Origin of the sequence: Streptomyces sp. NPDC020742, from assembly GCF_040641675.1 — a bacterium.
Classification (GTDB): domain Bacteria; phylum Actinomycetota; class Actinomycetes; order Streptomycetales; family Streptomycetaceae; genus Streptomyces.
In genome coordinates this window covers 274,214-288,879 of record NZ_JBFAEA010000002.1, presented here as the reverse complement: position 1 = coordinate 288,879, position 14,666 = coordinate 274,214, and the positions used below count along the sequence as shown (strand labels likewise).

The following is a 14,666-nucleotide window of genomic DNA, read 5'->3' as shown; positions in this document are numbered from 1 at the left end:
GCCGGGCCCTACGGCCGGACGAGGGTGACGGAGTTGATCGGCGTGAGGTCCGCATAGACCCCGTGCTGGGCCGCCATGTCGTAGGAGCAGCCCGCGCCGTTGTAGCCGGTGCACAGGCGCGCATGGGCGCCGCCCGACTGGTTGTTGAGGACCCAGTGCCATCCGTACGTGTTGCTGAGGTTGTGCGCGCCGTAGCTCCAGAAGATGTCCGTCGGGGACACGGCGGGGTCCTGGTTCTGCGGGTAGATGCAGACCGCTCCGTACGGGCATCCGGCCCATGGGCCGCCGGCGGCCTCGGCTTTGGCCGTGCCGGCCGTCAGCACCGTCGCGGTCGCGGCGGCGACGCCCATCGCGAGCACACGGCGGATCGATGTGCGCATGCTGGTCTCCTCCCCCTTCGGTGGTTCGCTCTGACCGGTCGCCACCATCGTAGGAGCGGGACGGAAGGGAACGCTGCGCAATTCCAGTCATATACGGCCCGAAGGCGGGACATTCCTCATGATCTCCAATCATCCCCCTCCGAATCGCCGGCGATCCGACTCCCCTTGACGGCCCCCATCCCTCACCTCCTTGAGACCGATACCCCTTTTTCCCTGGCGGCTTGTGCGGGCCGGCGCGCACCCAGCAGTGCCCACTCCACAAGATGCGGCTGTCCACCCTTTGAACGGCCCTTGCTGCGCCCCGAGTCCGGGCGCATCCTGTTCCCTACTAATCCAGTAGGGAACAGAGCCGGAACTGGCTGGGAAGTCGGGGCGCCGGGCGGCCGGAGCGTCCCGGAACGCACCAGGGCTTCCGGTTCCGAGAGGGGACGGTGAACGGCGTCATGCCGAAGAAGGCCACAGCACGCCCCACGACCCCGTCGATCAACTCCCCTGTCGAGAGCGACATCTGGCGGCGCATCACCCGTGAGGTCGCGGACGATCTCGCCGTCGACGCGATCGCCCGGGACCGGGCGGGCAAGCCGCCGTTCGACGAGGGCGCCAGGCTGCGCGAGGCCGGTCTGCCGGCCCTGCTGACACCGCCCGGTCCGCTCGGGAGCGGCGCGGACTGGCGCACCGCCTGCGCCGTGATCCGGGAGATCGCGACGGCCGACGGTTCCATCGGCGAGCTGCTGGGCCGGCACTACGCCCTGTCCTGGAGCGCCCGGTTCTTCGGCACGCCGGAGCAGGCCGACCTGCTGGAGATCCGGGCGGCCGGAGAGCAGTGGCTGTGGGCCGGAAGCACCGAGATCCCGGGGGCCGGCGCCGATCCGGGCACCGGTACGGCCCCGGGCATTTCCGGTGCCGACCCCGGGCTCACCCTCACCCCCGCGGGCGAGGGCCACCTCCTCAACGGGCGCCGGACCCTCGCCGCGGGGGTCTCCGTAGCCGACCGACTGGTCCTGGGTGCCGTCTGTACCCGGACCGGCGACCCGCTGATCGTGGTCGTGGACCCAGCCCACCCGGGCGTCACCGCCGATCCGGCCCACGACCGGCTCGGCCAGCGGCTCACCGGGGCCGGCAGTGTCGGTTTCGACGGCGTCCCGGTGCACCCCGAGCAGGTCCTCGGTGCCGCACCGCGCGACGAGTACGACGTCTCCCCGTTCGCCTCGCTGGCCCCCCTGGCGCTGCGGCTCGCCCTCGTCCACGTCGGACTGGGGATCGCCGAGGGCGCGCTAGCCGAGGCGCGGGACGCCAGCCGGGCCGCGCCGCGTGCCTGGCCGCCGGCGGGCACGGACGGCGCGGGGTACGAGGGGCGGCCCGATGGCGACCCCTACCTCCTGCTCGCCTACGGGGAGTTGGTGGCCGCAGCGCACACCGCCGCGGCGGTGGTCGAGCCGGCGACGGAGGCGCTGGCGCGGGGGCTGTTGGTGGGGCGGGACCTCGGTGCGGAGGAGCGGGCGGACATCGCCGTCCTCGTCGCCGCGGCCGAGGCGGTCACCAGCCGGTCCGTCCTGCAGGTCACCACCCGCGTCCTGGAGCTGACGCAGGGCACCAACGCCCCCGCCGACGGCCCCGGCTTCGACCGCTTCTGGCGCAACGCCCGCGTCCTGACCGCCCAGGGCTCCCCCGTACACCGGCTCCGCGACATCGGCGACCACTACCTCAACGGAACGCATCCGCCCCTGACGCTGCGCAGATGAGGTGGTCCACCATCGCGTTGCGCGGCCCCGCACGGGGTGCGAACGTGGTGGTGAACCGAACGTGGTGGTGCACTGCGCGCGGGCCCCGGCGGCCACGGAGGGCATCCGGTGGCCGCCTACGTCTTCATCGGCGGAATCCGCCCGCCGGGACGGGGCAGTCGGACGCCCCCGGCCCGGGCCACCTGCACTCCCCGAAGGGGACGCCCTCGGAGGCCGGGTGGCTGGAGTGAGCATGCACAAGGTGCCGTTGAGCAATCCGGAGCGCCGGCGGGAGGTCTTCGACACGGTGCTGGCGCTGCTCGCCGAGGTGGGGTACGAGCGGTTCACCATGGACCTGGTCGCACAGCGCGCCAGGGCCAGCAAGGCGACGCTGTACCAGCGGTGGCCGTCGAAGGCGGAGCTGGTGGTGGACGCGCTGCAGGAGCAGCGGCCGGTGCTCGGCGGGGCGGACACCGGCTCGCTCCCCGGTGACCTGCGGGAGGTGCTGCTGTCGTGGGCGGCGGGCCTGGACGGACAGGACCGGGGGCTGATGCTCGCGGTGCTGGAGGGCAGCCGCCGGGACGAGGAACTCGCCCGGCTGCGCCGGGAACGCCTGACCGGCCCGGTCCGGCAGGCGGCACAGGATGCGGTGGACCGGGCGCGGCGGCGGGGCGAAATCCCGCCGGCGATCGACCAGGAGCTGCTGTTGGAGCTGCCGTTCGCGCTGGTGCTGCTGCATGTGCTGGTGCTGGACGAGCGGCCGGGGCCCGAGCTGGTCGACCGGATCGTGCACGGGGTGCTCGTCCCGCTGCTCGGCGGCGCGGGGGAGGCCGATGCCGGCGGTACGGGCACCATGGCCGTATAGCCCTATAGCGGCGGGGCCGTACAGCTGCGGTGGCGTGACCGTGGAGATGACCGCGGAGAACGGGTCCGTACGGGAGGGAACGGGTCCGTACTACTCTGGAACCAGAGGTTCGATTCCCCCCGAGGGAGCGTCCCATGCACCAGGCAACCCGGCTCGCACCGGCTCCCCTTCCGACCCACCGCAGCTGCCCGTTCGATCCGCCGGAGGAGTACCGGTGGCTGCGGGAGCGCGAACCGGTCAGCAGGCTGGCCTTCCCCGACGGGAAGACCGGCTGGCTGCTGACCCGACACCGCGACGTCCGGGCGCTGCTGGCGGACGACCGGTTCAGCTCGGACCGGCTGAAGGCGTCGCTGCCGGTGCGCGGGGTGGCGATCCGCCCGGTGACGGACGACGAGCGTGCCGGGATGCTCATCTCGATGGACCCTCCGGAGCACACCCGTTACCGCCGGCTGCTCACCCGGTACTTCACGGTGCGGCGGATGCGGACGCTGGCCCCACGGGTCGAGCGGATCGTCGCCGACCACCTGGCGGCGATGGAGCGCAGCGGTCCCCCGGTGGACCTGGTGCCGGCGTTCGCGCTGCCGGTCCCCTCGCTGGTCATCTGCGAGCTGCTCGGCGTGCCGTACACCGACCGGGGCGCCTTCCAGGGGTGGACGTCGACGCTGCTCAGGCTGGATGTGGACGAGGCGGAGGCGCTCCGGGCGCGGGTGGCCTTGCTGGAGTACATGCACGCCCTGGTGGTCGCCAAGCGGGCCCGGCCCGATGGCGGTCTGCTCAGCGAGCTGATCACCAGGGAGAGCGCCGAGGACCCGCTGACCGATGAGGAACTGGCGGGCATCGGGCGGCTGCTGCTGGTGGCCGGGCACGAGACCACCGCGAACATGCTGGCGCTCGGCACCTACGCCCTGGTGTCCCGCCCCGAGGCGCGGGAGGCCCTGCTGCGGGCGCGTCCCGAGGAGGTCTCACGGGCCGTGGAGGAGTTGCTGCGCTATCTGACGATCGTCCAGTTCGGCCTCGTCCGGGTGGCCAAGGAGGACGTCGACCTCGCCGGGGTACGCATCCGCGCGGGCGAGACCGTGGTGGCCTCGCTGGCCGCCGCCAACCGGGACCCCGGGCAGTTCGACCGGCCCGACGCGCTGGACCTGAGCCGCGAGCCGTCACAGCACGTGGCGTTCGGGCACGGCGTCCACCAGTGCCTGGGCCAGCAGCTGGCACGGGTGGAGATGGAGGTCGCCCTCCCGGCGCTGTTCCGGAGGTTCCCGACGCTACGGCCGGACGTGCCGCCGGAGCAGGTTCCGCTCCGCGACGACATGCTGATCTACGGCGTGCACGCCCTGCCGCTCACCTGGGGGTGAGCTCACCGTGCGCATCCTGATCGACCGCTCCCGCTGCCGCGGCGCCGGGCAGTGCGTCCTCAGCGCGCCCGGGCTCTTTGACCAGTCGGAGGAGGACGGGCTGGTCGTCGTCCTCCAGGACACCCCACCGCCCGGGCAGCGGGACGCGGCGCGGCGTGCGGCGGCACTGTGCCCCAATGCGGTGATCCGGCTCGCCGAGGAGGACGGGGCCGGGTCCTGACGTCGCGGGACGGGCGGGCCGGGCCGTTCAGACGGGCCAAGGCGGGCCGGGCCGTTCAGACGGGCCGCAGGGTGAGTGTGCCCGCCGGGCCGGACACGACGCAGGGCCCAAAGCCGTCGGCGATCCGGTCGAGGAGCCGCCGTAGCCACTGGACGTCCGGCTGCGCGGGGCGCCGTAGCCGCAGCTGCCAGGCCTGGAAGGGGACGATCCGCAGCTCGTGGAGCCGGCCGGTGCCGGGATCCAGCGAGACGAAGAAGAGCAGCCGCAGGTCGTCCCGGTACTGCTCGTAGCCGGTGATGCCCTCGTAGTCGTCGATGAAGTCGCCGCACCCGTGGATCATGAGCTTTCCCCGGTACGCCTCCAGGCCGCGGGGGTGGTGCGCGGAGTGGCCGTGCACCAGGTCCACCGCGCCGTCGAGCAGGGTGTGCGCAAAGGCGGTCTCGGCGCGGGCGACGCCGTAGCCCCAGTTGGGCCCCCAGTGGACCGAAGCCACCGCGAGGTCCCCCGGCTGCTTCATCTCCGCTACCCGGGCGGCCAGTTCGGCGGCGGCGTCCGTGGTGGGCTCGGCCACGAGGGCGACCCCGCCGTGTTCCGCGGTCGCCGCCCAGGACCGCGGGATGCCGCTGGACGGCATCCCGAGCGAGAACACCAGGATGCGGCGGCCGCCCTCGGCGGGGACGACGGCGGGGTGCCGGGCCGCGGCGGCATCCGCCCCGGCGCCCGCGGTCCGCAGCCCGGCGCCGTCGAGGGCGTCGAGCGTCTCCGCAAGGCCGTCGCGGCCGAAGTCCATGACGTGGTTGTTGGCCAGGACGCAGACGTCGGGGCGGGCGGCGGTCAGGCACGGCAGGTTCGCGGGGTTCATCCGGTAGTGGACCTCTTTGCCGGGCGCGAAGTCGTCGCTGCGCGTGACACCGGTCTCCAGATTGATCACCCGGGCGGCGGGCGCGACCTCGTCGAGCACCGGGAGGGCCTCGCCCCACGGCCAGGAGAAGTCGACCGGGCGGGCGAGGGGGCCGTGTGCCACCTCGGCGAGGTCGACATAGGCGCGGGCGTCGTGGATATAGCTCTCCCGCAGCGTGGGGTCGCCCGGATGCGGCAGGATCTGGTCGACGCCGCGGCCGAGCATCACATCACCGCAGACGCACACCGTCATCGGGGCATCGCCCATTCCTCCAGGTTAGGGCGCTTCCGTCGGATCTTCGTGGGCGCGCGGGGCCGGGGGGACGGGGTTGCCGCTCAGCCGACGTGCACGCGGGGGCGGCGCGCCCGGTCCGGTTCAGCCTCGCGCAGCACCTCGCGGGTGACGGGGGCGACCTCGCCCTGGCCGAAGAGGAAGAAGCGCAGGAACTGAGTGAAGGGGTTGCCCTCGGTCCACTCGAAGTAGATGTGCGGCCGCTGCTCGGTGGCGTCGCGTACGTGCAGCAGCAGCGCGGCGAGCGCATTAGAGATGGCCGAACTCTCCAGCACCAGGACCCGGAAGCGTTGGTGCAGCACCTCGCCGCGGACCTGGAGTTCGCTCTCGAATTCGGAGGGGTCGCCGAGGGTGACCTCGACGAAGATGAAGTCCTCCTCGGCGGGGAGGTCGTTGTCGGTGCGGATCTGCTGGAGCTTGTCGCGGTACTCGGCGAGGTCGCGCTGGTCCGGCTCGTTGGCGATGAAGCGGATCTTGCGGTGGGCGATGTCGCGGATGAACCGCTCGGCCATGTCGTCGAGCACGACGCTGGTCACCCGGAGTTCGAAGGCGCGGGCGAGGCGGGAGAGGAAGGACACCAGGATGATGCCGGCGATGAAGCAGGCACCGATCTTCACCCCGTCGGGCCGCTCGAAGACGTTCGCCACCGTGGTGTAGACGAACACCACCGCGATGACCGCGAAGCCGACCGTCCAGCGGTGCTGGCCGGCGCGGCGCGCGGCGATGGTCACCGCGATCGCGGCGGAGCTGATCAGGACCAGGACACCGGTGGCGTAGGCGCCGCCCTGGGCGTCGACGTCGGCGTTGAAGATCCAGGTCACCAGGAACGCGATGAGGGTGAAGACCAGCACCATCGGGCGCACCGCGCGCGCCCAGTGCGGCGCCATGCCGTAGCGCGGCAGGTACTGCGGCATCAGGTTCAGCAGACCCGCCATGGCCGAGGCGCCGGCGAACCAGAGGATGGCGATGGTGGAGATGTCGTAGACGGTGCCGAAGGCGGAGCCGAGGTACTCGTGCGCCAGGTAGGCCAGCGCCCGCCCGTTGGCGGATCCGCCGGGCTTGAACGCCTCCGGGGGGATCAGCAGGGTCGTCACGAAGCTGGTGATGATGAGGAACACGCTCATGATCACAGCGGCGGTGGTGAGCAGCTTCCTGGCGCCGCGGATCCGCCCCAGCGGACGCTCCTCGGTGTCCTGGGGGTCGCCCTCGATGTGCGGCATGACCGCCACCCCCGTCTCGAAGCCGGACAGGCCCAGCGCCAGCTTCGGGAAGACCAGCAGGGCCACCCCGACCATCGCCAGGGCGTTGCCGTGCTGGGTGGTCAGCGCCTGGGTCCAGTCCGTCACCAGGCGGGGGGCGGCGAGTACATGCCCCAGTGCATCGACGACGACCACCACGTTGAGCATCAGGTAGAGCCCGACGAGCACGATCGCCACCCCGATCGCCTCCAGGAAGCCCTTGAGGAAGACTGCGCCGAGCAGGGCGACCAGGATGAGGGTGATGGTCATCTGCTGGTCGTGCAGGACGCTGGTGAGGTGCGGGTTCTCCACCAGGTGGGTGGCGGCGTCGGCCGCGGAGAGGGTGATGGTGATCAGGAAGTCGGTGGCGGCGAAGCCCAGCAGGGTCAGGACGAACAGCTTGCCCTTCCAGAACGACAGCAGCCGCTCCAGCATCGCGATGGAGCCCTGGCCGTGCGGGCTCTCCTTGGCCACCCTGCGGTAGACCGGCAGGGCACCGGCCAGGGTCACCAGGACCAGCACCAGGGTGGCGACCGGGGACAGCAGCCCGGCGGCCAGGGCGGCGATGCCCGGCTGGTAGCCGAGGGTGGAGAAGTAGTCCACACCGGTCAGACACATCACCCGCCACCACCGCTGCCCCTGGTGCGCGTCGATCGGTCCGGCGTGCGGCCCCTGGTGGTGTTTGGCCAGATCGGCCAGGCCCTCCAGCATCCAGGCCCGGAAGCGTTGGCGCAGCGCGGCGCGGGAGGAAGAGCCCGCCGGGGCGGAGGGTGCCATCGTGCGCTCCTGTCGGCTTGCGAAAGCATCCGGCCGCCTGTGGGACGGCCGGGCCAGCGTACGAAATCCGGGCCCGGTCGCCGTGGCCATCGCGGGCCTACCGCTTTCGTGTCCCCGGTCCGCGGCGCCGCTGGTCGGGCGGCTCCCGGCGGACCCGTCGCATCCCGGGCGCGGTGTGTCAGAGTGAAGAGAGGACGCGACGGCGTGGTCGCCGCGTGCCAGAGAGGGCGGCTGTCATGTCCCTACCGTCGGATCGCCTGGGCTCGACCACGGAGCGCTCTCCGGCCGCCGGACTGCGGAGCGAGGAGTACGAGGACCTGCTCGGCCAGGCCCCGGTGATCTTTGCTGCGCTGAGCGGTCCGCAGCATGTGCTGGAGGCGGCGAACCCGGCGTTCTTCGAGGTGATCGGTGGCGGGCGCGGGCGTACCGGTGCACCGATCGGCGAACTCTTCCCCGAGCTGGGGCCGCAGGGGGTGCTGGACCGGCTGGACGCCGTGTACCGCACCGGCACCACCTACCGGAACCGCGGCGGGCGGCTGGTCCTCGGTCTGCCGGAGGCGGAGCGGGAGGTGTTCTTCGACTTCACCTACGAGCCCCGACGGGACGCGGTCGGCAACGTCGACGGGGTCTTCGTGATCGCGGTCGAGACCACCGCGCACCACAACGCCCAGCTCCTCGCCGCCGAGCAGCGGGTGTTGCTGGAGCAGATCGCCCGGGACGCTCCGCTCACCGACATCCTGGACGGGATGGCCCGGGCGATCGAGGAGCTCTCCCCCGAACTGATCGTCTCCGTCCTGCTCCTCGATGCCGACGGGCGGCACCTGCGGCACGGCGCCGGCCCGAGCCTGCCGGACTTCTACAACCAGGCGGTCGACGGGATCACCGTCGGCCCCGAGGTCGGCTGCTGCGGCACCGCCGCCTATCTGCGCGCCCCGGTGGTCGCCACCGACATCGCCACCGACCCCCAGTGGGACGACTACCGGGAGGTGGCGGCGCAGGCCGGGGTCGCGGCGTGCTGGTCCACCCCGATCATGGGCACGGACGGCCGGCTGCTGGGCACCTTCGCGATGTACCACCGCACCCCCAAGGCTCCCAAGGAGAAGGATGTGGCGCTCAGCGCCGCGTTCGCCCGGATCGTGGCGCTGGCCATCGAGCGCCACCAGGCCATGGAGGCCGGCCGGGCCGCCCAGGAACGGGAGAAGGCGGCCCGGGAGGACCTGGCCTTCGTGCTCGACGCCAGCACCGCGATCACCCGCGAGCCGCACTACTTCGACTGTCTGCAGTGCATGGCCCGGCTGACCGTCCCCGCCCTGGCGCAGCTGTGCACCGTCCACGTCGTCGAGGACGGCCGGACCCGGCGGATCGCGGTGGCCGCCGCGAGCCCGTCCGCGGAGGGCCTCCTCACCGCTCGTGGTATCCGCGAGGAGATCGACGGTGCGGTCGCCCGGGTGCTCGCCTCGGGCACCACCGAGACCGGCCGCAGCGACGCCGCCGTCGGCTCCCCGCAGCCGACGGTCACCGGCTACGCCTGCGTCCCGCTCGCCACCCGCGGCCGGACGTTCGGCGTGCTGACCCTCCTGGCCACCCGCCGGCCGCTGGACGACCATGTCATCGCGCTGGCCGAGGAGCTCGCCCGCCGGGCCGCCTCCAGCGCCGACAACGCCCACCAGTTCACCGACCGGGTACGGCTCGCCCGCGACCTGCAGGCCGGGCTGCTGCCGCCCGAACTGCCCGCCATACCCGGCGCCGACCTCGCGGCCTCGTACCACCCCGCCGGCGAGGGCCTGGACGTGGGCGGCGACTTCTACGACGTCTTCCCGCTGTCCGAGGGCCGCTGGGCGCTGATGATCGGCGACGTCTGCGGCCGGGGGGCGGCGGCGGCCACCACCACCGGCATGGTCCGGCACACCGCGCGCGCCGCCGCCCGGCTGCTCAACGACCCGGCGGACGTGGTCGCCGCCATCAACAGCGCGCTGACCGAGAGCACCACCGAGGAGACCTTCGTCTCGCTGGTCTATGCCGAGCTGCGGCGCTCGGCGACCCACCTCACGCTGGACCTGATGCGCGCCGGCCATGTGCCGCCGCTGGTCCGCCGGGGCGACGGCACCATCGAGGAGGTCGCCGCACCGGGACTGCTGCTGGGCATCGGCCCGCATGTCGCGGGGGCGCCGTGCCATATCGCGCTCTATCCGGGCGACAGCCTGGTGCTGGTGACCGACGGCATCACCGAAGCCCGTTCCCCCGGCGGTGAGTTCTTCGACGAGCACCGCCTGGCGACCGCCCTCGCCACGGCTCCCGGCAGCTCCCCCACGGCCGCGTCGCTGATCGCCTCCGTCACCGCAGCGGTCACCGCGTTCGCGGGTAACTCCACCCCCGACGACCAGGCCGCGCTGGCCCTGACCGTCACCTGAGGGCCGGTCCGGGGCGTGCGGGACACGGCCGACCGGCGGGTCCGGCCTGGCGAAGCTGACTTCGCCTCCGCCTGTGCGGTCGGAACCGATCTGTGGGGTCAGGCGGGCTGACGGAGTGCGCTGACCAGTGCGCGCGGGTCGTCTGCGTGGAAGCGGATGGTACGGGCCTCTTCCGTTGCGCCGAGCGGGCGGGTGAAGGGGAGCGGCCGGTTCAGCTCCAGGGTCACCGAGGTCTGGCTGCCCACGATCAGGTCGAGGACCCCGTCCTCGGAGAGGGTGACCAGGCGGCCCTCGGGGTAGCGCCGGTCGACCCGGACCGAAGCGACCGCGTCCGGCGGTACGGCGAGGTCGAAGAGGGCTCCGTAACGGATCCGCAGGGAGCCGTCGGGGCGCACGACGTGCGGCCGGGTGACACAGGCGGCGTGCAGAGCCAGCACGAGGACGACGCCGTACAGGTCGAGTACCAGGATCACCCCGTGAACCGCCGGCCAAGGGATGAGGAAGGCCAGGCCCACCGTCTCGATCACCATCACGCACAGCAGCCCGTACATCATCGCGGTCTGGGGCCCGGTGTACGCGGCAGCGAGGTCCCCGGGGCGCACCCCGTGCGTGCCGCGCCGGACCCACCGCCCCAGGGAGGCGAGGGCGCGCAGCTCATGGCGGACCAGGCGGCGGACCGCCACCGGAACCGCCTCCTGTACGGCGGCCCGCCGCGCCGCCCGGCGGTCCACGCCGCGAGCGCGCGCGGCGACGTACAGCGAACGCAGCACCCAGGTCTCCAGCAGCAGCATCGCGAGCACCAGCGCCTCGGCGCCCACCAGCGCCCACCCGGGCGGCCGGACCCCGGCCACCAGGCAGGCCGCCAGGGCCAGTTCCCCCGGCAGCACGGCGGCTACCGCGACCCGCGCCGCCCGTACGCGCCTTGGTCGGCCGCTCATCCCCGGCCCCTGTCCATGAACGCGTCCATGAGCCGGTACACGGTTTCCGCCTGCGCGAGGGTGTACTCGGCAGGCAGCGCCTCCTTGACCCCGGTCACGACCACCCCGTCCTCGGAGATCGCAGCGAACAGCTCCTCGCGGACGCTGTAGGCCCGGTAGCCGTTGGGGCGCCGCTCCGGTTCCGGAAGCAGCCCGACATGGTGGTGGTGCCGGATCGCCCGGGTGGTGAGCCCCACGAGCGCGGCGGTCTCTCCGATTCGCATGCCGCCAGTAGAAACCGTGCCGTTGCGTCAAGGTCAAGCGCGGAAAGTCGCGCCGGGCGCAGAACTATTCAAGCGCTGCTACCCACCGGAGTGGTACGTCCTCGCCAGCGCACGTATCTGGCCACGGTTCGCTCCCGCTGGCCCGGAGGGCAAAGCCGAGCTGGTGGTGCTTGTACGCGGCAGGACGGCCCACCGGGCACGGAGGGCTGCTCAACGGCCGGCACGGTGCCTATGGTTGCCGGCATGGACCCGATGCCGCCCGACGCCCCCGACCCCGCCGACCCGCTGCGCCGGCTCTCGCTCGCCGAACTGCGGCGGCGCACCAGCATGAAGTGGCGCACCTACCCGCCGGACGTGCTGCCGCTCTGGGTGGCGGAGATGGATGTGCCGCTCGCCCCGCCGATCGTCCGGGCGATCACCGATGCGGTGACGCGTGGCGACACCGGCTATCCGGCGGGCACCGCGTACGCCCGGGCACTGGCCGATTTCGCCCGCGAGCGGTGGGGCTGGGACGGGGTCGCGGTGGAGCGTACGGCGATCGTCCCCGATGTGATGCTGGGCGTCGTCGAGATGCTCAAGCTGGTCACCCGCCCCGGCGACCCGGTGATCGTCAACTGCCCGGTCTATCCGCCGTTCTACCAGTTCATCGCGCACATGGACCGGCGGGTGGTGGAGGCGCCCCTCGGGGCGGACCTACGGATCGACCTCGCCGCGCTGGAGGCCGCGTTCCGGAGCGCCGCCGAGGGCGGGAGCCGGGCCGCGTACCTGCTGTGCAGCCCGCACAACCCGACCGGAACGGTGCACCGGGCCGAGGAGCTGACCGCCGTCGCGGCCCTGGCCGCCCGGTACGGCGTGCGGGTCGTCTCCGATGAGATCCATGCGCCGCTGGTGGCTCCCGGCACGGACTTCGTGCCGTATCTGAGCGTGCCCGGGTCGGAGAGCGGGTTCGCCCTGCTGTCGGCGTCCAAGGCGTGGAACCTCGCCGGTCTCAAGGCCGCGCTGGCCCTCGCCGGTCCGACCGCGGCGGACGAGCTGGCCCGGATGCCGGAGGAGGTCAGCCACGGCCCCAGCCACCTCGGCGTCCTCGCCCACACCGCCGCCCTGGAGGGCGCCGGCGGATGGCTCGACGCGTTGCTCACCGGGCTCGACGCCAACCGGCGGCTGCTCGCCGGACTGCTGGCCGAGCACCTGCCGGCGGTCCGCTACCGCCCGGCCGCCGGGACCTACCTCGCCTGGCTCGACTGCCGCGGGCTCGGCCTCGGCGACGACCCCGCGGCGGTCTTCCTCAAGCGCGGCAGGGTGGCGCTCAGCCCCGGCCCGGACTTCGGCACCGGCGGCGCCGGCCACGTCCGGCTGAACCTGGCGACCTCGCCGGAGGTGCTCACCGAGGCCGTGCGCAGGATGGCCACGGCGGTCCGCGGCGCGCCCTGAGGGCACGTCATATCTGCTGGGTGCCGGGCAGCACCTCGACGCGGAGGGAGTCGCCGTCCTGGAGGATGTAGGTGGCGCCGGTCCCGGGCGTCCAGCCGAGGGGCAGCAGGTAGTACCGGCCGTTGCGGTCGAGCAGTCGGCGCAGACCGGTGTAGCGGTAGCGGAAGTGCGCCCGGACGCCCAGGTCCGTCACCTCCAGCCCCGGCCCGGCCAGGCTGAGGCGCTCGGTGCTCAGCACCACCACCGCGGTACGGCGCAGGAGGTTGTCCGCGGCCTGGTGGGCCTCCCGGCTGCCGAGTTCGGTGGTGGCGAGGGTGAGCGACCACATCACCAGCAGACCCGCGGTGAAGGCGGGAACCGCCTTGCTCCACAGGCCGGGTGGCGGCACCGCGCGGCGGGTCGCCCACGGTGTCTGGCCGAGGAGCACGCCCGCCGCCAGCAGCAGCGGAGCCGTCCACTGCCAGGGGGCGAGGTACGGCCACAGGAGCAGCAGCACCAGGCCGCACCCGATGAGGGAGAGGTGCGCCCGGGCCACGACGTGCAGCGCCCGCTCCGCCTGGCGCACCACCCTGCTCTGACTGCGGCCCTCTTCCGTAGTGGCGAGGTGACGTGCGATCAGTACGGCCCCGGTGCAGGCGGCGGCCACCGGGACGGTGACGAGGTTCAGGCTCTGGATGGCCACCTCGGCGAAGCCGAAGCCGAGGCTGAAGGAGTCCAGCCGGAAGTAGTGGTAATAGGCCGTCAAGTAGACCGCGCCCAGGTAGTACATGATCGCGATGAGGAAGGACGCCTGGGTGACGACGATGCCGAGCAGCCCGGCGGCCGTACGCCCGGGCGCCGGGGCGGGAGCCCCAGCGGGGGCCGGGGCGGGGGCGGGGGCCGGGGCGGGAGCCGGGGCCCGGGCGGGCGCCGGGGCCGGGGCGGGCGCCGGCCCCCCGGGGGAAGCCGGTGGCTCGGCGGAAGCCGGTGCCTCGGCCGCCGAACTCAGGCGCCCGGGCCGTACCCGTACGGTCCCGGCCCGGGCGGCCCCGGCCGGTGCGCGGCGGGCCCGGCGGGTGCCGGCCGGGGAGCGCCGAGCGGGCCGCCGTCGGCCGGGCCCGTCGGCCGGGGGCACCGCCCGCTCCGCCTCCTCCTCGTGGTGGCTCATGTCCCGCTCAGGGAGGGGCAGTTCCCGTCCTGCGCGGCTCCGGGCGAGGGGTTGCCGGAACCGGTCGGGGGCGTGGATCCGGCCGAGGGTGCGGATCCGGCCGGACCGCTCTCCTCCGGCGAGGTCGTCGCCGACGGGCACGGGGACGGCGACCCGTCACAGGTCGGGCAAGGGCTGGTGGACGGGCTGCCGCCGGTGCCACCGCCGACGTCCGCGCCACCGTTGTCCCCGCCGCCGGTCGGATCCAGGCCACTGCCGGAGCTCGGCGGCGCACCGTGGTCCACCGGCGGGGACTTGACCGGCGGGACGGGATCGCCGCCGTAGCCCGTACCGCCCGAAGCCGCGGCTCCGGGGGTGCCTTCCGACGGTGTGCCGCCGGCCGCGGAGCCGCCCTGCGGGGCGGCGGAGGCCGGGGGCCGCACCGACACCGGTGCCGACGGGACCTCAGCGCTGCTCGTGGGCCGCCCGCTGCCGGATCCCTCGCCGGAGGCGCCGGACGCCCCGTGGGCGCACCCGGCCACGGCGATCAGCGCCGCGACGAGCACCGCGGAACCGACTGGCCGACGGCGTCTGTTGTGGTGTCCCGCTCCGGTCCTCACCCGGTCCCCCTCGTCCGCACGGGCGCCCGCGCGGCGCACGGCGTACCGCCACGGCCGCAACGGGGTGTACACCCATAGCAACGCTCCGCGTCCGGATTCGGTTCCCGGCGAGGGCGGTCCGACCCTCGG

At 73.5% G+C, this 14,666-nt stretch carries 12 protein-coding genes; 6 read left to right on the top strand and 6 right to left on the bottom strand.

Annotated features, from left to right (window positions below):
• Positions 1–8: 8 nt before the first annotated feature.
• Positions 9–380, bottom strand: coding sequence for a hypothetical protein (locus tag AB0G84_RS05285; RefSeq protein WP_361315768.1), 372 nt, complete (start codon positions 378–380; stop codon positions 9–11).
• 443 nt (positions 381–823) lie between these two features.
• Here AB0G84_RS05285 and AB0G84_RS05280 point away from each other — a divergent pair, with 443 nt between their 5' ends.
• The 4 genes from AB0G84_RS05280 to AB0G84_RS05265 all read left to right on the top strand — a co-directional run bounded on the left by AB0G84_RS05280 (position 824) and on the right by AB0G84_RS05265 (position 4,541).
• Positions 824–2,122 (top strand): acyl-CoA dehydrogenase family protein, encoded by a 1,299-nt coding sequence (locus AB0G84_RS05280; protein ID WP_361315765.1) that lies wholly within the window; start codon positions 824–826, stop codon positions 2,120–2,122.
• Between the two features lie 232 nt (positions 2,123–2,354).
• Complete coding sequence (locus AB0G84_RS05275; protein WP_361316798.1) at positions 2,355–2,966, top strand: TetR/AcrR family transcriptional regulator; 612 nt, start codon at positions 2,355–2,357, stop codon at positions 2,964–2,966.
• Between the two features lie 134 nt (positions 2,967–3,100).
• Positions 3,101–4,321, top strand: coding sequence for a cytochrome P450 (locus AB0G84_RS05270; protein ID WP_361315763.1), 1,221 nt, complete (start codon positions 3,101–3,103; stop codon positions 4,319–4,321).
• Positions 4,322–4,328: 7 nt separating this feature from the next.
• Complete coding sequence (locus AB0G84_RS05265) at positions 4,329–4,541, top strand: ferredoxin (protein ID WP_361315760.1); 213 nt, start codon at positions 4,329–4,331, stop codon at positions 4,539–4,541.
• A gap of 55 nt (positions 4,542–4,596) precedes the next feature.
• Here AB0G84_RS05265 and AB0G84_RS05260 read toward each other — a convergent pair whose 3' ends face one another.
• Positions 4,597–5,709 carry a CapA family protein gene (locus tag AB0G84_RS05260; RefSeq protein ID WP_361315757.1) on the bottom strand — a complete coding sequence of 371 codons (1,113 nt, stop codon included), beginning with the start codon at positions 5,707–5,709 and terminating at the stop codon, positions 4,597–4,599.
• 68 nt (positions 5,710–5,777) lie between these two features.
• Complete coding sequence (locus AB0G84_RS05255) at positions 5,778–7,748, bottom strand: amino acid transporter (RefSeq protein WP_361315754.1); 1,971 nt, start codon at positions 7,746–7,748, stop codon at positions 5,778–5,780.
• 236 nt (positions 7,749–7,984) lie between these two features.
• Between AB0G84_RS05255 and AB0G84_RS05250 the strand changes: the two genes are divergently transcribed.
• Entirely contained in the window at positions 7,985–10,159 is a 2,175-nt protein-coding gene (locus AB0G84_RS05250) for a SpoIIE family protein phosphatase (RefSeq protein WP_361315751.1), read from the top strand.
• A 98-nt stretch (positions 10,160–10,257) separates the two neighbouring features.
• Here the strand turns inward: AB0G84_RS05250 and AB0G84_RS05245 are convergent, their stop codons facing one another.
• Both AB0G84_RS05245 and AB0G84_RS05240 read right to left on the bottom strand, forming a co-directional pair.
• A complete protein-coding gene (locus AB0G84_RS05245; protein ID WP_361315749.1) occupies positions 10,258–11,097 on the bottom strand; it encodes a hypothetical protein in 840 nt (279 codons plus the stop codon).
• Entirely contained in the window at positions 11,094–11,360 is a 267-nt protein-coding gene (locus AB0G84_RS05240) for a MerR family DNA-binding transcriptional regulator (RefSeq protein ID WP_361315746.1), read from the bottom strand. Before AB0G84_RS05240 ends, AB0G84_RS05245 begins: the two co-directional genes overlap by 4 nt.
• Before the next feature lie 243 nt (positions 11,361–11,603).
• Between AB0G84_RS05240 and AB0G84_RS05235 the strand changes: the two genes are divergently transcribed.
• Positions 11,604–12,791 (top strand): aminotransferase class I/II-fold pyridoxal phosphate-dependent enzyme, encoded by a 1,188-nt coding sequence (locus AB0G84_RS05235; RefSeq protein WP_361315743.1) that lies wholly within the window; start codon positions 11,604–11,606, stop codon positions 12,789–12,791.
• A gap of 7 nt (positions 12,792–12,798) precedes the next feature.
• On the opposite strand, the gene AB0G84_RS05230 is transcribed toward AB0G84_RS05235, so the two are convergent.
• Positions 12,799–14,079 carry a hypothetical protein gene (locus AB0G84_RS05230; protein WP_361315740.1) on the bottom strand — a complete coding sequence of 427 codons (1,281 nt, stop codon included), beginning with the start codon at positions 14,077–14,079 and terminating at the stop codon, positions 12,799–12,801.
• Between the last annotated feature and the right edge of the window lie 587 nt (positions 14,080–14,666).

Bases quoted from the DNA above. Each gene is read 5' to 3' on its own strand.
- AB0G84_RS05285 (WP_361315768.1), bottom strand. From the start codon at position 380: ATGCGCACATCGATCCGCCGTGTGCTCGCGATGGGCGTCGCCGCCGCG.
- AB0G84_RS05280 (WP_361315765.1), top strand. From the start codon at position 824: ATGCCGAAGAAGGCCACAGCACGCCCCACGACCCCGTCGATCAACTCC.
- AB0G84_RS05275 (WP_361316798.1), top strand. From the start codon at position 2,355: ATGCACAAGGTGCCGTTGAGCAATCCGGAGCGCCGGCGGGAGGTCTTC.
- AB0G84_RS05270 (WP_361315763.1), top strand. From the start codon at position 3,101: ATGCACCAGGCAACCCGGCTCGCACCGGCTCCCCTTCCGACCCACCGC.
- AB0G84_RS05260 (WP_361315757.1), bottom strand. From the start codon at position 5,709: ATGGGCGATGCCCCGATGACGGTGTGCGTCTGCGGTGATGTGATGCTC.
- AB0G84_RS05255 (WP_361315754.1), bottom strand. From the start codon at position 7,748: ATGGCACCCTCCGCCCCGGCGGGCTCTTCCTCCCGCGCCGCGCTGCGC.
- AB0G84_RS05250 (WP_361315751.1), top strand. From the start codon at position 7,985: ATGTCCCTACCGTCGGATCGCCTGGGCTCGACCACGGAGCGCTCTCCG.
- AB0G84_RS05245 (WP_361315749.1), bottom strand. From the start codon at position 11,097: ATGAGCGGCCGACCAAGGCGCGTACGGGCGGCGCGGGTCGCGGTAGCC.
- AB0G84_RS05240 (WP_361315746.1), bottom strand. From the start codon at position 11,360: ATGCGAATCGGAGAGACCGCCGCGCTCGTGGGGCTCACCACCCGGGCG.
- AB0G84_RS05235 (WP_361315743.1), top strand. From the start codon at position 11,604: ATGGACCCGATGCCGCCCGACGCCCCCGACCCCGCCGACCCGCTGCGC.